The organism is Erythrobacter sp. 3-20A1M (genome assembly GCF_018636735.1).
Taxonomy (GTDB): Bacteria; Pseudomonadota; Alphaproteobacteria; order Sphingomonadales; family Sphingomonadaceae; genus Alteriqipengyuania.
Genome location: NZ_CP045200.1, coordinates 45174 through 66575 on the forward strand (window position 1 = coordinate 45174; position 21402 = coordinate 66575).

Annotated in this window: 22 protein-coding genes; 14 read left to right on the top strand and 8 right to left on the bottom strand. The window is 64.5% G+C overall.

Features of this window, described 5'->3' with window-relative positions:
* Positions 1-73 precede the first annotated feature (73 nt).
* The 3 genes from coaD to F7D01_RS00255 are packed head-to-tail and all read right to left on the bottom strand — an operon-like array spanning position 74 to position 1765.
* Positions 74-586: a pantetheine-phosphate adenylyltransferase gene (coaD, locus tag F7D01_RS00245; RefSeq protein ID WP_215228297.1), complete on the bottom strand. Its 513-nt coding sequence runs from the start codon at positions 584-586 to the stop codon at positions 74-76.
* Positions 586-1509: a polyprenyl synthetase family protein gene (locus tag F7D01_RS00250; RefSeq protein ID WP_215228298.1), complete on the bottom strand. Its 924-nt coding sequence runs from the start codon at positions 1507-1509 to the stop codon at positions 586-588. Before F7D01_RS00250 ends, coaD begins: the two co-directional genes overlap by 1 nt.
* Positions 1502-1765: an exodeoxyribonuclease VII small subunit gene (locus F7D01_RS00255; protein WP_215228299.1), complete on the bottom strand. Its 264-nt coding sequence runs from the start codon at positions 1763-1765 to the stop codon at positions 1502-1504. Before F7D01_RS00255 ends, F7D01_RS00250 begins: the two co-directional genes overlap by 8 nt.
* A 119-nt stretch (positions 1766-1884) precedes the next feature.
* On the opposite strand from F7D01_RS00255, the gene purL reads away from it, so the two are divergent.
* From purL to bfr, 3 genes are all read left to right on the top strand, one after another.
* A complete protein-coding gene (gene purL, locus F7D01_RS00260) occupies positions 1885-4119 on the top strand; it encodes a phosphoribosylformylglycinamidine synthase subunit PurL (protein ID WP_215228300.1) in 2235 nt (744 codons plus the stop codon).
* Between the two features lie 68 nt (positions 4120-4187).
* Positions 4188-4382 (top strand): bacterioferritin-associated ferredoxin, encoded by a 195-nt coding sequence (locus F7D01_RS00265; RefSeq protein ID WP_215228301.1) that lies wholly within the window; start codon positions 4188-4190, stop codon positions 4380-4382.
* A 97-nt stretch (positions 4383-4479) separates the two neighbouring features.
* Complete coding sequence (gene bfr, locus F7D01_RS00270; RefSeq protein ID WP_215228302.1) at positions 4480-5013, top strand: bacterioferritin; 534 nt, start codon at positions 4480-4482, stop codon at positions 5011-5013.
* 90 nt (positions 5014-5103) lie between these two features.
* On the opposite strand, the gene serB is transcribed toward bfr, so the two are convergent.
* Entirely contained in the window at positions 5104-5988 is an 885-nt protein-coding gene (gene serB, locus F7D01_RS00275) for a phosphoserine phosphatase SerB (protein ID WP_215228303.1), read from the bottom strand.
* On the opposite strand from serB, the gene miaA reads away from it, so the two are divergent.
* From miaA to F7D01_RS00325, 10 genes are all read left to right on the top strand, one after another.
* Complete coding sequence (miaA, locus tag F7D01_RS00280; protein WP_251566949.1) at positions 5981-6952, top strand: tRNA (adenosine(37)-N6)-dimethylallyltransferase MiaA; 972 nt, start codon at positions 5981-5983, stop codon at positions 6950-6952. The two genes, serB and miaA, sit on opposite strands and share 8 nt — an antisense overlap.
* Before the next feature lie 96 nt (positions 6953-7048).
* Positions 7049-8812, top strand: a complete 1764-nt coding sequence (gene ilvB, locus F7D01_RS00285) for a biosynthetic-type acetolactate synthase large subunit (protein ID WP_215228304.1) — start codon at positions 7049-7051, stop codon at positions 8810-8812.
* A 1-nt stretch (position 8813) separates the two neighbouring features.
* The gene (gene ilvN, locus F7D01_RS00290; protein ID WP_215228305.1) at positions 8814-9329 is read left to right on the top strand and encodes an acetolactate synthase small subunit; all 516 of its coding nucleotides are present in this window, start codon (positions 8814-8816) and stop codon (positions 9327-9329) included.
* 118 nt (positions 9330-9447) lie between these two features.
* Positions 9448-10467: a ketol-acid reductoisomerase gene (ilvC, locus tag F7D01_RS00295; protein ID WP_215228306.1), complete on the top strand. Its 1020-nt coding sequence runs from the start codon at positions 9448-9450 to the stop codon at positions 10465-10467.
* A 58-nt stretch (positions 10468-10525) separates the two neighbouring features.
* On the top strand, positions 10526-10972 hold the full coding sequence (locus F7D01_RS00300) for a hypothetical protein (protein WP_215228307.1): 447 nt from the start codon (positions 10526-10528) through the stop codon (positions 10970-10972).
* Positions 10973-11027: 55 nt separating this feature from the next.
* Positions 11028-11411: an I78 family peptidase inhibitor gene (locus F7D01_RS00305; protein ID WP_215228308.1), complete on the top strand. Its 384-nt coding sequence runs from the start codon at positions 11028-11030 to the stop codon at positions 11409-11411.
* 54 nt (positions 11412-11465) lie between these two features.
* Positions 11466-12116: a YceI family protein gene (locus F7D01_RS00310; RefSeq protein ID WP_215228309.1), complete on the top strand. Its 651-nt coding sequence runs from the start codon at positions 11466-11468 to the stop codon at positions 12114-12116.
* Positions 12117-12317: 201 nt separating this feature from the next.
* Positions 12318-14009 (top strand): 2-isopropylmalate synthase, encoded by a 1692-nt coding sequence (gene leuA / locus F7D01_RS00315; protein WP_215228310.1) that lies wholly within the window; start codon positions 12318-12320, stop codon positions 14007-14009.
* A 66-nt stretch (positions 14010-14075) separates the two neighbouring features.
* The gene (locus F7D01_RS00320) at positions 14076-15890 is read left to right on the top strand and encodes an SLC13 family permease (protein WP_215228311.1); all 1815 of its coding nucleotides are present in this window, start codon (positions 14076-14078) and stop codon (positions 15888-15890) included.
* Between the two features lie 119 nt (positions 15891-16009).
* Positions 16010-16972, top strand: coding sequence for a nitronate monooxygenase family protein (locus F7D01_RS00325; protein ID WP_215228312.1), 963 nt, complete (start codon positions 16010-16012; stop codon positions 16970-16972).
* A 273-nt stretch (positions 16973-17245) separates the two neighbouring features.
* Here the strand turns inward: F7D01_RS00325 and F7D01_RS00330 are convergent, their stop codons facing one another.
* Both F7D01_RS00330 and F7D01_RS00335 read right to left on the bottom strand, forming a co-directional pair.
* Complete coding sequence (locus F7D01_RS00330) at positions 17246-17968, bottom strand: ABC transporter permease (RefSeq protein ID WP_215228313.1); 723 nt, start codon at positions 17966-17968, stop codon at positions 17246-17248.
* Entirely contained in the window at positions 17965-18909 is a 945-nt protein-coding gene (locus F7D01_RS00335; protein WP_215228314.1) for an ATP-binding cassette domain-containing protein, read from the bottom strand. The genes F7D01_RS00330 and F7D01_RS00335 overlap by 4 nt, the downstream gene beginning before the upstream one ends.
* 181 nt (positions 18910-19090) lie before the next feature.
* On the opposite strand from F7D01_RS00335, the gene F7D01_RS00340 reads away from it, so the two are divergent.
* Positions 19091-19462, top strand: coding sequence for a hypothetical protein (locus F7D01_RS00340; protein WP_215228315.1), 372 nt, complete (start codon positions 19091-19093; stop codon positions 19460-19462).
* Positions 19463-19602: 140 nt separating this feature from the next.
* Here F7D01_RS00340 and prfB read toward each other — a convergent pair.
* Positions 19603-20729 (bottom strand): peptide chain release factor 2 gene (gene prfB, locus F7D01_RS00345; RefSeq protein WP_215228316.1). Its coding sequence is split into 2 segments (ribosomal slippage): positions 19603-20348 and positions 20348-20729, totalling 1128 coding nucleotides; the frame shifts between segments, so codons are not numbered across the junction.
* An 88-nt stretch (positions 20730-20817) separates the two neighbouring features.
* Positions 20818-21369: a peroxiredoxin gene (locus F7D01_RS00350; RefSeq protein WP_241553697.1), complete on the bottom strand. Its 552-nt coding sequence runs from the start codon at positions 21367-21369 to the stop codon at positions 20818-20820.
* Positions 21370-21402: the final 33 nt, after the last annotated feature.

The window sequence follows — 21402 nt, forward strand, 5'->3', positions numbered from 1 at the left end:
CGGAACAGTCTCAATTCAGGCTGGCGGAACTAGCGCCGCCGCGCTGTCGCTGCAATGAATAGCTATCCCGCGTTCAATAATCGCCGCGTCGCCCCAGCTTCTCGACCCGGGCGAGAATGTCGTCCTTCACCGCCGGGCTGACGAAGGGCGCGATGTCGCCCCCGAACAGCGCGATCTCCTTGACCAGCCGCGACGCGATGGGTTGCAGCGACACGTCCGCCATCAGGAACACCGTCTCGATATCGTCGGACAGCTGCTGGTTCATGCCCGCCATCTGGTATTCGTATTCGAAGTCCGCCACGGCGCGCAGGCCCCGTACGATCACATTGGCCCCGACCTTTTCGGCATAGCGGACCAGCAATGCGTTGAAGCCCTGCACCTCCACATTGGGAATGCCCATCGCGGCGATCTCGCGCTTCACCATGGCAAGGCGTTCCTCGGTCGAGAACATCGGATTCTTGCTGGGATTGGTGGTGACACTGACGATCAGCCGGTCGACCAGCGTCGCCCCGCGCCGGATGATGTCGGCATGACCAAGCGTGATCGGGTCGAACGTGCCCGGATAGATCCCTACGCGTTCGCTCATCACCTGTCCCTCTCGACGATATACCGTGCGATGGCGCGCAGCACCTCAGCCTCGTCGCCGTGATTGGACAGGTGGCCGATGGCCTGTTCGACCAGCGCATTCGCCTGCGCCCGCGCGCCGTCGACGCCCATCAGCGTGACGAAGGTCTGCTTGCCCTGCGCGCTATCCTTGCCCACCGCCTTGCCCACGGTTTCTTCATCGCCTTCCACATCCAGCAGATCGTCGGCGATCTGGAATGCGAGGCCGATATCGCGGGCATAGGCGCGCAGATGGCTGCGCCCGTCTGGCGGAATGCGGCCCAGGATCGCGCCCATTTCCACCGCCGCGCCCAGCAGCGCGCCGGTTTTCAATTGCTGCAACCGGGTGATCGTGTGGAGGTCGAACGGCGGCGTGTCGGGAAAGTCGCTCGCCATGTCCATCATCTGGCCGCCCGCCATACCACCATGGCCGCTCGCCCGCGCGAGGCATTCGACCAGCTCGGCCCGCAGGAAGGGATCGGTGCTCATCGCCGGTTCGCTCAGCAGCTCGAACGCGAGCGCATGGAGCGAATCGCCCGCCAGCACCGCGGTCGCCTCGTCATATTCCAGGTGCACGGTCGGCTGCCCGCGCCGCAGCGCGTCGTCGTCCATGCAGGGGAGATCGTCGTGGATCAGCGAATAGACGTGGATCGCCTCCACCGCGCAACCAGCGCGCACGGCCTGCGCGCGATCGACATTGTAAAGCGCCGCGGTCGATACGGTCAGCAAGGGGCGCAAACGCTTGCCCCCACCGATCACCGCGTAACGCATCGCGGACACCAGTCGCGCCCGAAGGTCATTCGGTACCGTGAGTGTCCGGTCGAAGAAATCGTCCACGTCCTCGCGGATCGCCGCGAGTGCCCGTTGCAGCGCACCCTCGCCCCGCACGAGTTGCAGCTCAGCCATCGGAGTCGAACGGCCGCGTGCCGCTCGCGCGGCCCACCCCGTTTTCAGCCCCGTCCTGCACGATGGCCTCGATCCGCGCCTGCGCCGCGTCGAGCCGCGCCTGGCAGTGCTTGCGCAGGGTCTCCCCCCGTTCGTAGAGAGAGATCGACTTGTCGAGCGGCACGTCCCCGCTTTCGAGCTGGCGCACCACGTCTTCGAGAGCGCGCAGCGCATCCTCGAAGCTCATCTGCGATATTTCTGCGGTCCCCTCTGTCATGCGGCGGAGCATTGGCGGGCTTGCCCGCGCCGGTCAACCGTGGACGCGCCGGGGCACGGCGCACAATTTTGCCGTTCCACCCGCTGGAATATCGCCCCCGCCGCCGCTAAGGCGCGGCCATGAGCGAAATCACCCCCGAAATCGTCGAGCAGCACGGCCTCAGCACCGAGGAATACGACCGCGTCCTTCATGCCCTGGGCCGCGAGCCGAACCTGGTCGAGCTCGGCATCTTCTCGGTCATGTGGTCGGAGCATTGCAGCTACAAGTCGAGCCGCCTGCACCTGAAGAAGCTGCCGACCGAAGCGCCGTGGGTGATCTGCGGCCCGGGCGAGAATGCGGGCGTGATCGACATCGGCGACGGGCAAGCTGCCATCTTCAAGATGGAGAGCCACAACCACCCCAGCTACATCGAACCCTATCAGGGCGCGGCGACGGGCGTCGGCGGGATCCTGCGCGACGTCTTCACCATGGGCGCGCGCCCGGTGGCGAACGCCAACGCGCTGCGCTTCGGGCGGCCCGACCATCCGAAGATGAAGCATCTAGTGCAGGGCGTGGTCGCGGGCATCGGCGGCTACGGCAATTGCGTCGGCGTGCCGACGGTGGCGGGCGAGACCAACTTCCACCCCGCCTATGACGGCAATATCCTGGTCAACGCGATGACCGTCGGCGTGGCCGATGCAGACCGCATCTTCTACTCGGCGGCGACGGGCGTGGGCAATCCGATCGTCTATGTCGGCTCCAAGACCGGCCGCGACGGCATCCACGGCGCGACCATGGCCAGCGCGGATTTCGGCGAAGATGCCGAGGCGAAGCGACCGACCGTGCAGGTGGGCGACCCCTTTACCGAGAAGCTGCTGATCGAGGCGTGCCTCGAACTGATGGCGACCGACGCCATCGTCGCGATCCAGGACATGGGCGCGGCGGGCCTGACCTCCTCCAGCGTCGAGATGGCGACCAACGGCAAGGCGGGTATCCGGCTCGACATGAACGCTGTGCCCTGCCGCGAAGAAGGGATGACGCCCTACGAAATGATGCTGAGCGAAAGCCAGGAGCGGATGCTCATGGTGCTGAAACCCGGCAAGGAAGAAATGGCCGCGGCGATCTTCCGCAAGTGGGAGCTCGATTTCGCGGTGATCGGCGAGGTCACCGATACGCAGCACATGGTGCTGGAATTCGATGGCCAAGTGGTGTGCGACATCCCGCTCGGCCCGCTCGCGGCGGATGCGCCCGAATACGACCGGCCTTATCTCTCGCCGGAGGACTACAAGGCCTGGGCGCAGGTGAAACCGTTGGACATGGTGCCCGAAAGTTCGGACATCGGGGCCGATTTGTTGAACTTGATGGCGAGCCCCGCCCTCGCTTCTCGGCGCTGGATCGCGGAGCAATATGACAGCCAGGTCGGTGCCGATACGCTGCAGACCGGCGGCGATGCGGGTGTCGTGCGGGTCCACGGGACGAAGAAAGCGCTCGCGATTACAACGGATTGCACCCCGCGCTACGTCCATGCCGACCCGTATGAAGGCGGCAAGCAGGCGATCGCGGAGGCCTATCGCAACCTCTGCGCAGTCGGGGCGCGCCCCCTCGCGGTGACCAATTGCCTCAACTTCGCGAATCCACAGCGGCCCGAGATCATGAGCCAGTTCGTCCACGCGCTGGAGGGGATGGGCGACGCCTGCCGTGCGCTCGATTTTCCCATCGTGAGCGGCAACGTGTCGCTCTATAACGAGAGCAAGGCGACGGGCGGCGGGAGCGCGATCCTGCCCACGCCCGCCATCGGCGGCGTCGGCCTGATCGACGACTACAGTCGCATGATGACCATGGGGTTCAAGAACGAAGGCGACGCTATCTATCTGATCGCGCCCGATTTCTGGGCGCGACCGGACCCGACCCGCTCGCATCTGGGCAAGTCGCTCTGGCTCGACGTGGTCAAGGGCCGCGACGAAGGCCGCACGCCCCCGACCGATCTCGAAGCGGAGCGCGGCGCGGGACGGATCGTGCGCAGCCTGATCGAGCGCGGACTGGTCAACGCGGTCCACGACCTGTCGGACGGAGGCCTCGCGGTTGCACTGGCCGAGATGGCGCTGGCCGGCAATGTCGGTGCCGAAGTGGCGGGCGACGACGCCTATACGCCCGCGCAATGGTGGTTCGGCGAGGACCAGGCGCGCTATGTCGTCACCGCCAGGGACCTCGCAGGTTTTGCGAAGGTCGTCGCCGAGGGGCCGGAGGACGAGGACGGCGAACTGATCGGTATCCGTCGCATCGGCACCGTCGGCGGGGATAGCGTAGTCGGCGTGTCGCTGACCGATCTGCACGAAGCCAATGAGAGGTTCTTCCGGAACTGGATGAGCGGCTGAGCCCGCTTTTGCGAACGGATCGCAAATTTCCTGTTGCAATCCATTCGCATTACCATAAACTCGGCGGCATGATCGTATGCAGTTGCAACGTCCTCCGGGAGAGGGACATTCGCGCCGCCGCCCGCCGGGGTTGCCCCGATGCCGAGACGGCCTACCGCTCGCTCGGCTGCCAGTTCCAATGCTTCAATTGCGAAGATCACGCCGAGGAACTCGTGGAGGAAGAACGCGCCGCGATGCTTCCCTGCGACACGCAGGCTGCCTGAAAATCATGCGCAATAGCGGCTGAAAACTGCGAGTCGCTTTCACTGGCCAAACCGGCAACGGGTCGCCTAGGCCCTCCCCAATACAAGGAGATAGGCCATGAAGGGCGATGCGAAAGTAATCGAATATCTCAATCAGGCTCTCACCAACGAGCTGACCGCGACCAATCAGTACTGGCTGCATTTCCGCATGCTCGATCACTGGGGCATGACGTGGCTGGCCCAGTATGAGCGCAAGGAGTCGATCGAGGAAATGGTCCATGCCGACCATCTGACCGCGCGCATCCTGCTGCTCGATGGGCATCCCAATTTCCAGCGCCTGGGCAATGTGCGGGTCGGCGAAACGGTCGAGGAGGTCATCCAGGCCGATCTCGAACTCGAGGAAGAAGCCATCCCGCTGCTGCGCGATGCGATCGAGTACTGCGAGAGCGTGCGCGATTATGTCAGCCGCGACCTGCTAAAGGAAATCCTGCGCGACGAGGAGGATCACGTCGACCACCTCGAAACGCAGCAAGAGATGATCGAGAAGATGGGGCTGCAGAACTACATTCAGCTGCAATCCGCCCCCGCGCCCGAACAGCATATCGGCGCCGCGACCGCGGGTGACACCAAGGGTTTCGGCAAGGGCAACTAGCGCGCTGGGGTCAACGCCGCCTGATAGCTATCGGGTGGCGGTTGCCAGTTGCCTGTTGTCGTCCGCCGCGTGCGCTCGCCCCCGCGCAAGCTATGCGCGGACCCACTCGCTTTCGGGAATGGCGAGCAGCTTCAGGATCGCGGTCAGGTCGCCGCGATCGATCCAGCCATTGGCGGCCGCGCGTGCTTTCGGCTTGGCGCGATAGGCGAAGCCGTAATCGGCGGCGTCGATCATCGGGATATCGTTCGCCCCGTCGCCCGCCGCCATGGTGATCGCGTCCTGCCCTAGCCGCTCGGCTTCCGCCCTCAGGGTGTCCAGCTTCGTTTCGCTGTCGACCACCGCTGCCGCGAGTTCGCCCGTCAACGCGCCCTCACCGACCGCCAAGCGATTGCCGACCACGCGTTCGAACCCGATGCGTTCGGCCACCGGGTCGGCGAAATGGTGGAAGCCGCCGGTCACCAGGACGGTATGGCATCCTTTCGATTTCAATGTCGCGACCAGTGTCGCCGCGCCGGGGCTCGGTTCGATCCGCTCCGCGAGGCAGCGTTCGATCGCGGTTTCTTCCAGTCCAGCAAGCAGCCCGACCCGCTCGCGCAGCGCCGCCTCGAAATGGAGCTCGCCCTGCATGGCGCGCTCGGTAATCGCCGCAATCTGGTCCTTCAGCCCGGCATAGTCGGCCAGCTCGTCGATGCATTCCTGCCCGATCATGGTCGAATCCATGTCGGAGACGAAAAGGTGCGGCACCGCGATCGTGTCCTGCGCGATCAAGCCATCGGTCGGTCCGAAATGCGTGTCGAAGACTGCGCGGAGCACGCCCGCGTCGCCTTCCGGCAGGCTGATCTGGAGCACGTCGCCGCAGAAATCGAGCATGGCCGCCGCAGCGATCGGCATGCCCCGCCGCTCTAGCTCCTGGCTCGCCACGTCGAGCCTTGTTTCGAGATCGGCAGGGTCTGCTATCAGGCGGGCGATGAGCATGGTGCGATCTCCGATGGACGTTGGTGGCAAGCCCGGTAGCAAGCCGCAGGTGGCGCTCATCGCAGGGCCTACCGCCAGCGGCAAGAGCGATTGCGCGGTCGCGCTGGCGCTGCGTTGGCAAGCCGCGGGTGGCCGAGCGGTGGTGATCAACGCCGACAGCGCGCAGGTCTATGCCGATCTGAGGGTGCTGAGCGCCCGCCCGACCGAAGCGGAGATGCGCGGGATCGAACACCGGCTGTTCGGCACGTGGGACGGCGCGCAGGCGTGCTCAGCGGCGGAGTGGGCCATTGCGGCGAAGCGCGAGATCGCGGCGGCTCATGCCGACGACACGCTGCCGATCCTGGTTGGAGGTACAGGGCTCTACTTCAAGACCCTGCTGGAAGGGATCGCGCCGATCCCGCCGATCGCTCCGGACATTCGGGACGATGTCCGCGCCCTTCCGGTAGAGGAGGCGTACGCTGCGCTCGCTGACGCCGATCCGGAGCGTCATGCCGCGCTTTCTCGCAATGACAGGCAGCGGATTGCCCGCGCGCTGGAAGTTGTGCGGAGCACGGGTCGCCCGCTGGCGCACTGGCAGTCGCGCAAGGAAGGCGGCATCGGCGATGCGGTGTCGCTGCTGCCTGCGGTGCTGCTTCCAGAGCGGGAATGGCTCTACACGCGCTGCGACACCCGTTTTGAACGCATGATCGCCAGTGGGGCGATCGCGGAGGTCGAAGCCTTGCTAGCGCGCAGGCTCGACCCTGACCTGCCGGTCATGCGAGCGATCGGCGTACCCGAAATCGCCGGTTGGCTGCGCGGTGACTGGCCGCGAGAGGAAGCTATCAAGCACGGTCAGCAGGCGACCCGCAATTACGCGAAACGACAATATACCTGGTTTCGCCGCCAGCCTCCGCAAGATTGGATGCGCACGGAGACTTCTTCAGCTGCCTTGGGCCGGATTTGCGCAACTTTATGTCTTAGATAGCGCTTGACAGGATATTTTATAGCTGCCACTCGCCCATTACCGATGGGCCCGGCACAGCGATGCGCCGGGCCGTTTTTTACCGCGGGAGATGATGCGATGACCGAGAGGAGCCAGACCGAACGCAGCGGCGCTGCGATCCTGCTCGAATGCCTGAAGCGCGAGAAGGTCGAGTTCGTGTTCGGCTATCCCGGCGGGGCCGTGCTTCCGATCTACGACGAACTGTTCGGCGATGACCATATCCGCCATATCCTCGTCCGGCACGAGGCTGGCGCTGCGCATGCGGCGGAAGGCTATGCGCGCTCTACCGGCAGGCCCGGCGTGGTCCTCGTCACCAGCGGCCCCGGCGCCACCAATGCGGTCACCGGCATCGCCGACGCGTTCATGGACTCGATCCCGCTGGTCGTGATCACCGGCCAGGTCGCGACCGGCCTGATCGGTACCGACGCGTTCCAGGAGGCGGACACGGTCGGCATCACCCGCCACTGCACCAAGCATAACTATCTGGTGAAGGATCCCGAGGACCTGGCCGCCACGATCTCCGAAGCGTTCCGCATCGCCACCAGCGGGCGTCCGGGGCCGGTGCTGGTCGATATTCCAAAGGATGTGCAGATCGCCACCGCGCCCTGGGACGCGCAGGCACCGTCGCGCGCCCTCGCGTCGCATCGCTACCAGCCGCGCACCGTCGCTGCCGCGGACGAGATAGCCGAAGCGGTCGACATGCTCGCCGCGGCGGAACGTCCCGTGTTCTACACCGGTGGCGGGGTCATCAACGCCGGGCCGGATGCCAGCGCCGCGCTGCGCCAGCTCCAGAAGCTGACCGATACGCCCGTCACCTCGACGCTGATGGGCCTCGGTGCTTTTCCTGCCGACCATCCTGACTGGCTGGGTATGCTGGGCATGCACGGTACGTTCGAAGCAAACATGGCGATGAACCGAGCCGACCTGATCGTGGCGATCGGCGCGCGGTTCGATGATCGGGTCACCGGACGGCTCGACGCCTTCGCGCCGCAGGCGAAGAAGATCCATATCGATATCGACCGCGCGAGCATCAACAAGATCGTGCCCGTGGAACTCGGTATCGTCGGCGATTGCGCCACCGTGCTCGGCCAGCTGGTGGAGGCATGGGGCAGCCGAAAGCCACGCGACCGCGGCGAGTGGAAGGCGCGGATCACCGGCTGGCGGGCGCGCGAAAGCCTGGCCTACCCGCCGCGAAAAGACGAAATTATGCCGCAGCTTGCAGTCGAGCGGCTCTTCGCGCTCACCCGCGATCGCGACCCGATCATCACTACGGAAGTCGGTCAGCACCAGATGTGGGCGGCACAGTATTTCGGCTTCATGGGGCCGAACAAATGGCTCACCAGCGGCGGCCTGGGCACGATGGGCTACGGCTTGCCCGCCGCGATCGGTGCGCAGCTGGGCAATCCCGAGAGCCTGGTGATCGATATCGCCGGCGAGGCGAGCATCCAGATGAACATCCAAGAGCTCGGCACCGCCAGCCAGTATCGCCTGCCGGTCAAGATATTCATCCTCAACAACGAATATATGGGCATGGTCCGCCAGTGGCAGGAACTGACCTACGAAAGCCGCTATTCCAACAGCTATTCCGACAGCCTGCCCGACTTCGTGAAGCTTGCCGAGGCCTACGGGTGGAAGGGCATCCGCATCGAGGATGAGGCCGGCCTGGACGCGGGGATCGAGGCGATGCTCGCCCACGACGGGCCGGTCATCGTCGACTGCCAAGTGTCCAAGGATGCGAACTGCTTCCCCATGATCCCGAGTGGCGCCGCCCATACCGAGATGCTGCTCTACGGCGATACCGTCGCCGGTACGATGGACGACGAAGCGAAGGCGCTGGTGTGAGATGAAGATCACCGAACAAGCGGGCGAGCGGCATGTGCTCGCGGTGCAGGTCGACAACGAACCGGGCATCCTCGCCAAGATCACCGGACTGTTCACCGCACGGGGCTACAACATCGACAGCCTGACCGTGGCCGACATTACGGAAGATCACGCGATCAGTCGCATTACCATAGTCACCCGCGGACCGCCCGAGGTGATCGACCAGATCCAGGCGCAGCTCGAGCGGCTGATACCGGTCCACCGCGTGACCGATCTGACCGAGGAAGGCCCGCATGTCGAACGCGAGCTCGCACTCGTGAAGGTCACGGGCACAGGCGAGAAGCGGGTCGAAGCGCTGCGCCTCGCCGACATCTTCCGCGCGCGCCCGGTCGATACCACGACCGAGAGCTTTATCTTCGAGATCACCGGCCCACCGGAAAAGGTCGACAGCTTCATCGCCCTGATGCGAGAGCTGGGGCTGGTCGAAGTGGGGCGCACCGGCGTCGTCGGAATGATGCGCGGGCCCGCGAGGGCTTAGATAAGCTGCACTGCAATCAACAATATCGTCATTCCCGCAAAGGCGGGAATCCAGCTAACGACGGAGCACACTGAATCCCCGCCTTCGCGGGGATGACGACGGAAATGGGGATATCAGAGTGAAAGTCTATTACGACGCCGATGCCGACCTGAACCTTATCACCGACAGGAAGGTCGCCATTCTCGGCTATGGCAGCCAGGGTCATGCCCATGCACAGAACCTGCGCGACAGCGGGGTGAAGGACGTCCGCATCGCGCTGCGCAAGAGCTCCTCCAGCGCCAAGAAGGCCGAGGACGCTGGGTTCACCGTGATGGAGAACGGCGACGCGGCGGAATGGGCCGACGTGCTGATGATCCTCGCGCCGGACGAGCATCAGGCGGCGATCTGGAACGACGATCTCAAGGGCCGCATGCGCTCCGGTAGCGCCATCGCCTTCGCCCACGGGCTCAACGTCCATTTCGGTCTGATCGAGGCACCGGAAGATATCGACGTCATCATGATCGCGCCCAAGGGCCCCGGCCACACCGTGCGCAGCGAGTATCAGCGTGGCGGCGGCGTGCCTTGCCTGATCGCGATCAATCAGGACGCCAGCGGCAACGCACACGACGTCGCCCTCGCCTACGCCAGCGGCGTGGGCGGTGGACGCAGCGGCATCATCGAGACCAATTTCAAGGAAGAGTGCGAGACCGACCTCTTCGGCGAACAGGCGGTGCTGTGCGGCGGCATCACGCATCTGATTCAGGCCGGGTTCGAAACGTTGGTTGAGGCGGGCTATGCGCCCGAGATGGCCTATTTCGAGTGCCTGCACGAAACCAAGCTGATCGTGGATCTGCTGTACGAAGGCGGCATCGCCAACATGCGCTATTCGATCAGCAACACCGCCGAATATGGCGATATCACCACCGGCCCGCGGATCATCACCGACGAGACCAAGGCCGAGATGAAACGCGTGCTCGCCGACATTCAGTCGGGACGGTTCGTAAAAAACTTCGTGCTCGACAACCGAGCGGGCCAGCCCGAACTCAAGGCGGCGCGCAAGGCGGCCGAGGCGCATCCGATCGAAGAAACCGGCGCTCGCCTGCGTGCGATGATGCCGTGGATCACCGCCAACCGGCTGGTCGACAAGGACAGGAACTGACGGTCACACGATTGTCGCGTTGAGCGGGCAAAGCGGGCGGATCAATGGAGGTCTACCAATGATCCGAGTGCGTTCCGACTTCGCTTTCCTGGCGGTTAGCGCCTGCCTTCTCGCATCTTGCGGCCAGCCCTCGCAGCAGGGCGAGACGGCAGACGACTACGCCGCGCGTGTCGCAGGAGGCCAGACACCGGCAGCCAATGTTCAGCAGGGCGCGCAAACTGGGGCCGATCCGCAAACGGCCCCACCCCCGCAAGTGATGCCCGACGGATCGCGCGGGTCGGCGCTGGCGGCAGGTGCCGAACGGTGCAATGCGCCCGCTGCGAAGCCCTTCCTCAATCAACCAGACTCCCCCGCTACGCGCGCCAAGATCGCCGAGGCCGTCGGATCTGGCGCTACCCTGCGGTTCCTGCCCGCCGGCACATCGGATCGGGTCGAGGACCAGACCGATCGCCTGAATGTGATGATCGACTATACAGGCGTTATCCGCGATCTGCGCTGTGGGTGATGCGCGCTGCCGCCGGTCGCACGGAACCTCCGCGCGGTGCCCCGGTTGGTGAGCCATGCGTATTCCCTCGTCACTTGCCGCCGGTCTTCCTCTGCTGCTGCTCGCCGCGTGCGGTCAGGCCGTTCCCGTCAACCAGGCGGATAGCGAACCTCTGGTCGAGAAGGCGCCGGTTGCGGATTACGATCGCGATATTCCCGATCCGGGGACTTCGCCCGAAGCCGTTGAATCCGACGATTGCCATGCTCAGGTCGCCTCTGCCTATGTCGGGCGGGAAGCCGACGCGGAGACACGCGGCCGTCTGCTGACCGATATCGCCCCCATCACCAATGTCCGGTGGATGTCGCCCGGCGATCCCACACCCGAACCCGAAACCGTTCCCCAGCGGCTGAATGTCGAGCTCGGTGAAGACGGCAAGATAGTCTCGGTTGCGTGCGGATAGGTTTCCGATCTAGCTTCGCCCGGAAATTCCCAGGAAGCCATCAGGAGAAGCACGATGAAAAGAACCGTACTGGGCGTGACACTCGCGGCTCTGGCCGTCGCTGGCACATCCGTTGCCATGGTGGCTGTCGCGCAGGACATGCCGGCGCGTGGCACCATGGACGTGAGCAAGGTGTCGAAAGGCACCTATGATGCCGACCCGGGTCACACCCTAGTCGGGTGGCGCGTCAATCACCTCGGGTTCAACGATTATTTCGGCCTGTTCGGAGATGCGCAAGGCACGCTGACGCTCGATCCGGCGAACATGGACGCGACATCTGTCGATATCCGAATCCCGATAGCGAAGGTGACCGTGGCCAGCGAAGGCCTGAAAGACCACCTGCTGCGAGCGGGCAAGGACGGGGCGAAGGCCGACTTCTTCGGCCCCGAGCCGGGGATGGCCCATTTCGTATCGGACAAGGTCACGCGCTTCGGCTCCACCCGGGCACTCATTTCCGGCACGCTGGAGATGAATGGACAGAAGCATCCCGTCGTGCTGGACACGCATTTTACTGGCGTAGGAGCCAGCCCCATGGGCGGAACGGAAACGATCGGTTTCGAAGCGACCACCACCATCGAACGGTCGCGCTGGGGCATCGAGTACGGCATTCCGCTGGTGAGCGATGCGGTCGAACTGGACATCACGGCAGCGTTCGAAAAGCAATAAGCGCAAAGCAACAACCGAACATTGCGGGTTGCCATCGCGGCAGGATTCGGCAATGCAAGTGCGCATGAAGCGCAACGGAACGCTATCGCTGCTACGACTTACGCGCCCTTGGGCGTGATCTGACGCGTGCCCGCAGGGCGCGCGGGAGCGCCCAAGGGAACTGCCTCTCGTCCAGCCCACTTCCGTTACCGAGCCAATGTCATGCCCATGCTTCGCGATCCGTCCGCCAAATACGCGCCATTTCCGCAGGTCCCCCTGCCCGACCGCACATGGCCGGGCCAGACGATAACGCGACCGCCACGCTGGCTCAGCACGGACCTGCGCGACGGCAACCAGGCGATCGTCGATCCCATGGACGCGGTGAAGAAGAACCGGTTCTTCGACCTGCTGGTGGAAGTGGGCATGAAGGAGATCGAGGTCGGCTTCCCCAGTGCGGGTGCGACCGAATTCGACTTCATCAGCGGCCTTGTCCGATCCGGACGGGTTCCCGATGACGTGACCGTGCAGGTGCTGACTCAGGCGCGCGAGGACCTGATCCGCACCAGCTTCGACAGCCTGGCAGGTGCGCGCGCCGCCATCGTGCACCTCTACAATGCCGTCAGCCCAGCCTGGCGCGATATCGTCTTCCGCATGACGCGCGACGAGGTGCGCGAGATCGCGATCGCCGGTGCCAAGGTGCTGCGCGACGAGGCGGCGAAGCGCCCCGACACCGACTGGCATTTCGAGTATTCGCCCGAGACGTTCTCGACCGCCGAACTCGATTTCAGCATCGAGGTCTGCGAGGCGGTGATGCAAGTGCTGGCCCCGACGCCCGAGCATCCGATAATCCTCAACCTGCCCGCCACGGTGGAGGCGGCGACACCCAATATCTACGCCGATCAGATCGAGTATTTCTGCCGCAACCTGCCTAATCGCGAGAGCGCGATCGTCAGCCTGCATACGCATAACGATCGCGGCACCGGCGTCGCGGCGGCGGAACTGGGCTTGATGGCAGGGGCGGACCGGGTCGAAGGATGCCTGTTCGGAAACGGCGAGCGCACGGGCAATTGCTGCCTCGTGACCATGGCGCTCAACATGTACACGCAAGGGGTCGATCCGGGCCTCGACTTTTCCGACATCGACCGCGTGATCGAAACGGTCGAATACTGCAACCAACTGCCCGTCCACCAGCGCCATCCCTATGGCGGGGAACTGGTCTACACCGCGTTTTCCGGCAGTCACCAGGACGCGATCAAGAAGGGGTTCGAAGCGCACGCCGCGCAGAACGACGAGCAGTGGCGCGTGCCGTATCTTCCGATCGACCCCGCCGATCTCGGCCGCGATTACGAAGCGGTGATCCGGGTCAACTCGCAGTCCGGCAAGGGCGGATTCGCCTGGGTGCTGGAGCAGGATCGCGGCCTGAAGCTGCCCAAGAAGATGCAGGCGGATTTCAGCCGCCACGTGCAGCACCTTGCGGATGAAATCGGCCGTGAACTCGCCGCGCCCGATATCTGGGAAGCCTTCCGCAAGGCCTATCATCTCGAACCGGGTGAAAATCCGTTCGAACTGGTCGATTACGAGGAGACGCGCGCGCCGGACGGCACGCGCATCTTCGCGGGCACGATTTCTGTCGAGGGACACGAACAGCGTGTCAGCGGACGTGGCAACGGCCTCATCTCTTCCGTCCTCAGCACGATCGAGGACGCGTTCGGCGTATTCTTGGAAGTGTGCGATTACACCGAACACGCGCTTTCCACCGGACGCGAGGCACGCGCCGCCGCGTATCTGGAATGCCGGGATGCCGACGGGCGAACGGTATGGGGTTGCGGCATAGACGAGGACGTGGCGACCGCCAGCGTTCGGGCGGTGCTGAGCGCGGTAAACACGGCAGAAGTTGCGCGTACGACTGCGTAATTTGCGATTTACCGGGGGTTCGGGCCGCAGTATGACCGGGTTCTCTTCGATGGATGGAACCCGTTCTTGGCGCTTCTTTCTTTCGGCCAGTTGCTGGCCCCTCACAGTGACTGGATCGGCCTGGCGCTGCTGATAGCGCTGTTCCTCGGTTTCGCGGTCGAACGTTACCCCCCGGTGGTCATCGCGGTTGTCGGCGGGATGGCCATGCTGGTTCTCGGCTACGTCAAGCCGGACGAGCTGCTGGCAGTTTTCGGCAATTCCGCACCTGTCACGATCGGCGCGATGTTCGTCATCAGCGGCGCGTTGCTGCGAACCGGAGCGCTGGAAGAAGTGTCGGGCTGGGTCATCCGCCGCACCTTGCGCCGGCCGCGCTTGGCCGTGGCGGAGATCGGCGCGGGTACGCTCGCCGCGTCCGCTTTCATGAACAATACGCCGGTAGTGATCGTGATGATTCCGATCGTTAAGCGGCTCGCGCGTGTGCTGGGCATCAATGCGACGCGCCTCCTGATCCCCCTGTCCTACCTGACAATCCTGGGGGGAACGCTGACGCTGATCGGCACGTCGACCAATATCCTGGTCGACGGGGTCGCGCGCGAGCAGGGGCAGGCCGCGTTCGGTATCTTCGAAATCACGGGCGTGGGCCTGTGCGCCGCGATCACGGGCTTTACCTTCCTTGCGCTCGCCGGCCCCGCCCTGCTGCCCGACCGCAAGGACCGCGTTCTGGCGGAGGACAGCGAGCGAACCACTTATCTCTCGCAACTCGTGCTGGTGCCCGAGAGCGATTATGTCGGTCGACCGGTCGGCGATACCGCCCTCACCCGGCGGCCGGGGGTGCGTATCATCGCGGTGCAACGCGGCGTTACGACCTGGCGCCGGGAGCTGACAGCGATCGTGCTGCAGGCGGGCGACCGCCTGGTGATCGCCACCTCGCCGGAGGAGCTCGCTTCCCTGGCCGAGGCGCGTGACTTCCGCGTCGGGCTCACCGGGGTCGGCGGCGGCATCACCATGGCTGGCCCCGATCGCGACGCGGACGCGCGCCTGATAGAGGCCGTGGTGTCCCACACCCATCCCGTCATCGGCCGTCGACTGGCAGAGATCCCGCTTCTCTCCCGCCTGAAGATCCGCGTGCTTGGCCTGTCCCGGCCTCGCCATCTCGCCGGTCCGGACCTGACCGAGGTGCGGGTGCGCGCCGGAGACCGCCTGCTGATCGCCGCCCTGCCCGATTCCGCGGCGGAGCTGCAGAGCAATGTCGACCTGGCGCAGGTCTCGCAGGCCCCGGCCCGCAGCTTCAAACGGGCCAAGGCTCCGATCGCGATCCTGACTCTCATCGCCATCGTGGTGGGTGCCGCGTTGTTCGATTACTCGATCGCCGCGCTGGCGCTGGTCGGTGTCGCGGTGGTGCTGGTCACCCATTGCATCGAGCCGGAAGAGGCATGGAGCGCGATCGACGGCAACACGCTCGTGCTGATCTTCGGCATGCTCGCCTTCGGCGAAGGCTTGCAGAACTGCGGCACGGTAGAGCTGGTGGTGGGTTGGCTGGAGCCGTTCCTGCGAACCGCCTCCCCCCTCGTCCTGCTGATCGCCGCCTATGCGCTCGCCAGTTTCCTGACCGAAACGGTGACGAACAACGCGGTGGCGGTCATTCTCACCCCGATCGTCATCACCCTCGGCAATGCGCTGGGGGTCGATCCCCGCGCGATGATCGTGGCGGTCATGTTCGGGGCCAGCGCCAGTTTCGCGACCCCGATCGGCTATCAGACCAACACGCTGGTCTATGGCGCGGCGAATTACCGTTTCATGGACTTCGTGAAGATCGGGCTCCCCATGAACATCGTCGTCGGGATAGCATCGTGCATCGCGATCGAGGCGTTCTTCGGATAGCGCGCAGCTTTCGTCGCTCGGCCTGACGCTACGGCCCGCAGGCGCCGCCGCACCCGCTCTCGACAACCGCGCCGGTGCGCCATACTCGGGCAAAAACACTTTGTCCGGAGACAGTGCCCATGCCCCTTCCCGCCCCGTTCGACCGGCTGCGCCTACCCGTCATCGCCTCGCCGATGTTCATCGTTTCCGGCCCCGAGCTGGTCATCGCGCAGTGCAAGGCGGGCATCGTCGGCAGCTTTCCGGCGCTGAACGCGCGCCCCAGCGGCGTGCTCGACGAATGGCTCGCCCGGATTACCGAGGAACTGGCCGCGCACGATCGAGCCAATCCGGATCGCCCATCCGCGCCCTTCGCCGTCAACCAGATCGTCCACAAGTCCAACGCCCGGCTCGAAGAGGACATGGGCGTGTGCGAGAAGTACAAGGTGCCGCTGGTCATCACCTCGCTCGGCGCGCGCGAAGAGGTGTTTGCCGCGGTCAAGAACTGGGGCGGCATCACCCTGCACGATGTCATCAACAACCGCTTCGCGCACAAGGCGATCGACAAAGGCGCGACCGGGCTCATTCCCGTCGCCGCCGGTGCCGGGGGGCATGCTGGCACGCAATCGCCCTTCGCGCTGATGCAGGAAATCCGCGAGTGGTTCGACGGGCTGGTCGCGCTGTCGGGCTCGATCGCGCATGGCCGCTCGATCCTGGCGGCGCAGGCGCTCGCCGCCGACTTTGCCTATATCGGCAGCGCCTTCATCGCGACGAAGGAAGCGAACGCGGTCGACGGCTACAAGCAGGGCATCGTCGACGGCAGCGCCGAGGGGATCGTCTATTCCAATCTCTTCACCGGCGTGCACGGCAACTATCTGCGCTCCAGCATCGAGACGGCGGGCATGGACCCCGACAACCTGCCCGAAAGCGACCCGAGCAAGATGAATTTCGGCAGCGGCGGCAGCTCGAAGAGCAAGGCGTGGAAGGACATCTGGGGCTCCGGCCAAGGCATCGGCGCGGTCAAGGCAGTCGAAAGCGTCGCCGATTTCGTCGACCGCCTGGAGGCGCAGTACGCCGAGGCGCGGGAGCGGTTGCTGGCGGGATGACAAGCCAAGAGGGGTGACAAAGGTTACAGGGCGTCACTTTCGGTCCCGGCAAGCAAATCGATGTTATAATTGCATAAACTGACCGCTCCGAAAAGCGGACGGACAGTGGGAGGGAGGCGAAACGCGCTCCTGAAAGGGGCCGACAATGAGAAAGACCCTCCGCCGGTACCGAGCTGCGTCCAAGTAGGAAAGCGCGGGTGCCACGGCTTCAGGGCGTTGCGACTGCGGTCATGCTGTCTCTGGCACCGGAACGACGCCCGGCGGAGGCTGCCTTTACCGAAACTGATGTCTTGCCAACATCGGCACCATTGCCACCAGAATGGCGATACCCACGACCAGCCCAGCCATCGCATATCGTTCGGGCGTTGGCTGAATCAGCGTGTTGTAGGCCAGCACCCATGGAAACCACTCGGCCTGCTGCCTCCGGCTGATCATCACGGCAAGCGCAACCAGGGTGCCACCGATACCGAAGATCAGCGGGACGACGAAATTGGCAAAGCGCAATGAAACCCATAGTTGAAGGCCGACCAAGATAGTCATGGAGGCGGTCATCAGTGCGCCCTTTTGCGCCAGTCTCGACAATGGGAAAGGTTCCTTGGGAAGGCCGGGGCCCATCGCGCCACCCAGCCACGTGCCGAGACTGGCAAAGGCAAGGACGAGCGCGGTCATCAGGATCACGGCTGCCAATGTCACAATGATCTTCGCCACGAATATCCGCCACCGCGCGATGGGCAATGCGAGCAAGTGGTCCCAACCGTGCCCCCGATGCTCGATCTGGGCGGTCAATGCGGTGAAGGCGGCGATGACCATCGGCGCCAGGAACAGCGCCCAGAGTGGCAGAGCGAAGCGATATGTATCGGTCCACGACGCCGCACGATCGTTCGACAGCAGGGCCAGCATCACCAGCAATCCCGGGAGAGCCGGTGCGACCACCGCGATCAGCAAAGCGAGCGATCCCCTGAGCTTGTGCACCTCGTTAACGACGAGCGCGATCATGCCGCTCTCCTTTTCGGGCCCTGCCGCGCTGCGCCATCCTCGGCACGCAAAGTATCGCGATAGAGATCTTCCAGGCTACGCTTGCGCGGCGTCATTGCCGACACCGCGATTCCGTGCGTGACCAATAGTCGATTTGCGGCAGCGGCCGCTGCCCGATCTTCACCAGGACACTGAACGCGGATGGCACCTTCATCGACAAGGCTCGCTGGCACTCCGTTAGCGATCAAGACCTCCATCGCCGCGCCTGCGCGGTCCACTGTGAAATCGATTTGCGACGAGCGGTCCAGCAGGTCCGCGACGGAGCCCTGCAGTACCGCTGATCCGGCGCGAAGCAGGCACAGTCCCTGGGCGGTTTGCTCGACCTCAGAAAGCAGGTGGCTGGATACGAAGACCGTGCCTCCGATCCGGTCCGGCAATTCGCGTATGAGCCTGCGCATTGCCATGATGCCGTCCGGATCGAGGCCATTTGTCGGCTCGTCGAGCAGCAAGAGGCGCGGCTTTCCTAGCAATGCACGCGCGAGGGCAAGGCGCTGTTTCATGCCCAGGGAATAGTCGCGCACGCGTTTATTGCCCGCGCGCTGAAGTTCTACCAGTTCGAGAACCCGGTCGATCTCGCGTTCGCGCAAACCCAGCACCCTTCGGGTGAGTTCAAGGTTGGCGCGCCCGCTCAGATGGTCGTAGACCGACGCGCTTTCCACAAACGCGCCCACGCCGGACAACGCCTGAAGACGGTGCGCAAATAGGTTGTGGCCCAGCAGATGGACGCATCCCCGGTCGGGTCGCAGCAGGCCGAGCAAAAGGCGCAACGTGGTGGTCTTGCCCGCGCCGTTCGGCCCGAGGAAGCCAAAGACGCAGCCGGTAGGGACCTGCAGACTCAATCCATCGACCACCACTGTCTTGCCGAAGCGCTTCGTCAGGTTCTGTGTCTCGATCGCGAACATGGGTGCAGCCCTCTTGCGACTCTTTAATTGAGAGCTAAATTCTGGGCAGATCGAAAATTTAAGTCAAGATTAAATCGCGCTAAGACCCAACACGCTTTTTCGCGATTGGAGCAGCTGCCAGCGTCACCCATCACCGGGGGTACGTTTCGTACTAGTGGTCGCGTTCGGGATGGAGATTGTCATGCTTTTCGTTTCCAACGCGCGCTGGTGCACGAACTCGGCGGTTTCCCGCCCAATCGGCTACCGATGCTGGTCTACCTTGCGGGTGTATGGACCGTCAGACAGCTTTCGCTCGATTGGCCTGGGGTCAGATGTTCAACCACTGCTGCACCTCCGCCTGCGACTCCTTTGGGAGGGCGCTGGCAGCTGGCGGTACGGCCAGCGTCTTCCTGACCCATCATTGTGGGGGCTGCTTCTCGGTCCCGCAAATGGCGCAAGGCTAGCAGTCGATCCGCCGGTTATCACCGTCGTTCTGGTCGGCTTTCTGATGTTGGTAATGGCCTTTGTGACGAAACGCGCCGCGGCCGAGGAAGAATTGGGTGGATTGTTCTGATCCCCGTAAGGATCACGCGCGATGATGTCCTTGCCGAGCGCAGGATGACCGGGCGACTTGCTCGACTAAATCTATGCCGAAACGGACCTCGACGCGACCGACTAACGTCCGCACAACCCTGCGTCTCTGGGGTCGCCCCCCTACTCGGCGTCCTCCACATCGACCGTTTCGCCGGTCACGCGCTGGGCCAGGGCGGCGCTGATGAAGGGGTCGATCGCGCCGTCGAGTACGTCGTCGGGGCTGGTCGAGATTTCGCCCGTGCGCAGGTCCTTCACCTGCTGGTAGGGCTGGAGGACGTAGCTGCGGATCTGGTGGCCCCAGCCGATCTCGGTCTTCTCGGCATATTCGCTACCGGCCGCCGCCTCGCGTTCGGCCATCTCGCGTTCGAACAGCCGCGCTTTCAGCATGTTCATCGCGGTCGCGCGGTTCTTGTGCTGGCTGCGGTCGTTCTGGCTCGCGACCACGATGCCGGTCGGCTGGTGGGTGATGCGGACCGCGGAATCGGTCGTGTTGACGTGCTGTCCACCCGCGCCGCTGGCGCGGTAAGTGTCGATCTTGAGGTCGCTTTCGTTGATCTCGATCTCGATATCGTCGTCGATCACCGGATAGACCCACACGCTGGAAAACGAGGTGTGGCGCCGGGCCGAGCTATCATAGGGGCTGATCCGCACGAGCCGATGCACGCCGCTCTCGGTCTTGGCATAGCCATAGGCGTTCTCGCCCTTCACCAGCAGCGTGGCGGACTTGATGCCCGCGGCCTCGCCCGCCTGATATTCGACCGTCTCCACCTTGAAGCCGCGCCGTTCGGCCCAGCGCGCGTACATGCGCAGCAGCATCTCGGCCCAGTCCTGGCTTTCGGTGCCGCCCGCGCCCGCGTGGATTTGATATAGGTGTCGTTGGCGTCCGCCTCGCCCGACAGCAGCGCCTGCACCTTGTCGGCATCGGCGCGGTCGGCGAGCTTCGCCAGGCTCGCGAGACCTTCGTTCGCGATGTCGTCGTCGCCCTCGGCATCGCCCATCTCGACGAATTCGATCGCGTCGTTCTTCTCGGAGTCGATCTCGCGCACGGTGTTGACCGCGTTTTCGAGCCGCTTCTGCTCCTGCGTGATCGCCTGTGCCTGCTTGGGATCGTCCCACAGCGTGGGGTCCTGCACGCGGGCATTGAGCTCGTCGAGGCGGCGCAGCGCGCGCTCCCAGTCCAGCGACTGGCGCACCAGCGCGAGCGCGGCGTCGATACGGTCGATATGGGCCTGCCCTTCGGCACGCATATGGGAAAACTCCTGAATTCGTCTGGAAAGCGCGCCTAGCGCAGCACGCGCGCGGGGGAAAGGCCGCCGCCCCCGGTCGAGGCAATCGCTACCGTCCGGTGAGCCTGTGTACGGCGGCGAGGCTGTTCTTCACATGCTCGGCCGGATTCATGTCGGAATAGACGCTGGCCACCTTACCGTCCTGTCCGATGACATAGGTCGTGCGGCTGGAATAGCCGGTCGTCGCCCCGTCCTTGCCCTTCAGCGACACATCGTACTTGTTCAGCAAGGCCGGGCTGGCCGCGGCGACGGTGAACTTGCCGGCGCATTTCTCGGATGAGAACTTGGCCAGCTGGTCGGTATTGCCTGCGGTCATGCCGATCACGGTCGCGCCCGCGGCTTTGAACTTGGCGATATTCTGCGCGAAGGTATGCGCCTCGACATTGCAGCCGGGGGTGAAGGCGGCGGGGAAAAAATAGAGCACCACCGGCCCGTTCCTCAACGCGGCTTTCAGATCGACGGTCACCGGCTTGCCCGCCATCGCCCCGCGCGCGGTGAAGGCTGGCGCGGCTTTGCCGACCGGGATTTCGGCCATGGTGGGCGACGCGACAAGGGTCGCAGCGGCAAGCGCCATGGCGGCGAAGGGTGCGTAGCGGGTCATGCGACGCATCATGAACCGCTGACGCGCCGCCGC

Coding starts and splice junctions, on each gene's coding strand:
- bfr (WP_215228302.1), top strand. CDS start 4,480: ATGAAGGGCGATGCGAAAGTAATCGAATATCTCAATCAGGCTCTCACC.
- ilvB (WP_215228304.1), top strand. CDS start 7,049: ATGACCGAGAGGAGCCAGACCGAACGCAGCGGCGCTGCGATCCTGCTC.
- purL (WP_215228300.1), top strand. CDS start 1,885: ATGAGCGAAATCACCCCCGAAATCGTCGAGCAGCACGGCCTCAGCACC.
- F7D01_RS00335 (WP_215228314.1), bottom strand. CDS start 18,909: ATGTTCGCGATCGAGACACAGAACCTGACGAAGCGCTTCGGCAAGACA.
- F7D01_RS00330 (WP_215228313.1), bottom strand. CDS start 17,968: ATGATCGCGCTCGTCGTTAACGAGGTGCACAAGCTCAGGGGATCGCTC.
- miaA (WP_251566949.1), top strand. CDS start 5,981: ATGAGCATGGTGCGATCTCCGATGGACGTTGGTGGCAAGCCCGGTAGC.
- leuA (WP_215228310.1), top strand. CDS start 12,318: ATGCCCATGCTTCGCGATCCGTCCGCCAAATACGCGCCATTTCCGCAG.
- ilvN (WP_215228305.1), top strand. CDS start 8,814: ATGAAGATCACCGAACAAGCGGGCGAGCGGCATGTGCTCGCGGTGCAG.
- F7D01_RS00325 (WP_215228312.1), top strand. CDS start 16,010: ATGCCCCTTCCCGCCCCGTTCGACCGGCTGCGCCTACCCGTCATCGCC.
- serB (WP_215228303.1), bottom strand. CDS start 5,988: ATGCTCATCGCCCGCCTGATAGCAGACCCTGCCGATCTCGAAACAAGG.
- F7D01_RS00255 (WP_215228299.1), bottom strand. CDS start 1,765: ATGACAGAGGGGACCGCAGAAATATCGCAGATGAGCTTCGAGGATGCG.
- coaD (WP_215228297.1), bottom strand. CDS start 586: ATGAGCGAACGCGTAGGGATCTATCCGGGCACGTTCGACCCGATCACG.
- F7D01_RS00265 (WP_215228301.1), top strand. CDS start 4,188: ATGATCGTATGCAGTTGCAACGTCCTCCGGGAGAGGGACATTCGCGCC.
- F7D01_RS00250 (WP_215228298.1), bottom strand. CDS start 1,509: ATGGCTGAGCTGCAACTCGTGCGGGGCGAGGGTGCGCTGCAACGGGCA.
- F7D01_RS00300 (WP_215228307.1), top strand. CDS start 10,526: ATGATCCGAGTGCGTTCCGACTTCGCTTTCCTGGCGGTTAGCGCCTGC.
- F7D01_RS00310 (WP_215228309.1), top strand. CDS start 11,466: ATGAAAAGAACCGTACTGGGCGTGACACTCGCGGCTCTGGCCGTCGCT.
- F7D01_RS00350 (WP_241553697.1), bottom strand. CDS start 21,369: ATGACCCGCTACGCACCCTTCGCCGCCATGGCGCTTGCCGCTGCGACC.
- F7D01_RS00305 (WP_215228308.1), top strand. CDS start 11,028: ATGCGTATTCCCTCGTCACTTGCCGCCGGTCTTCCTCTGCTGCTGCTC.
- F7D01_RS00340 (WP_215228315.1), top strand. CDS start 19,091: ATGCTTTTCGTTTCCAACGCGCGCTGGTGCACGAACTCGGCGGTTTCC.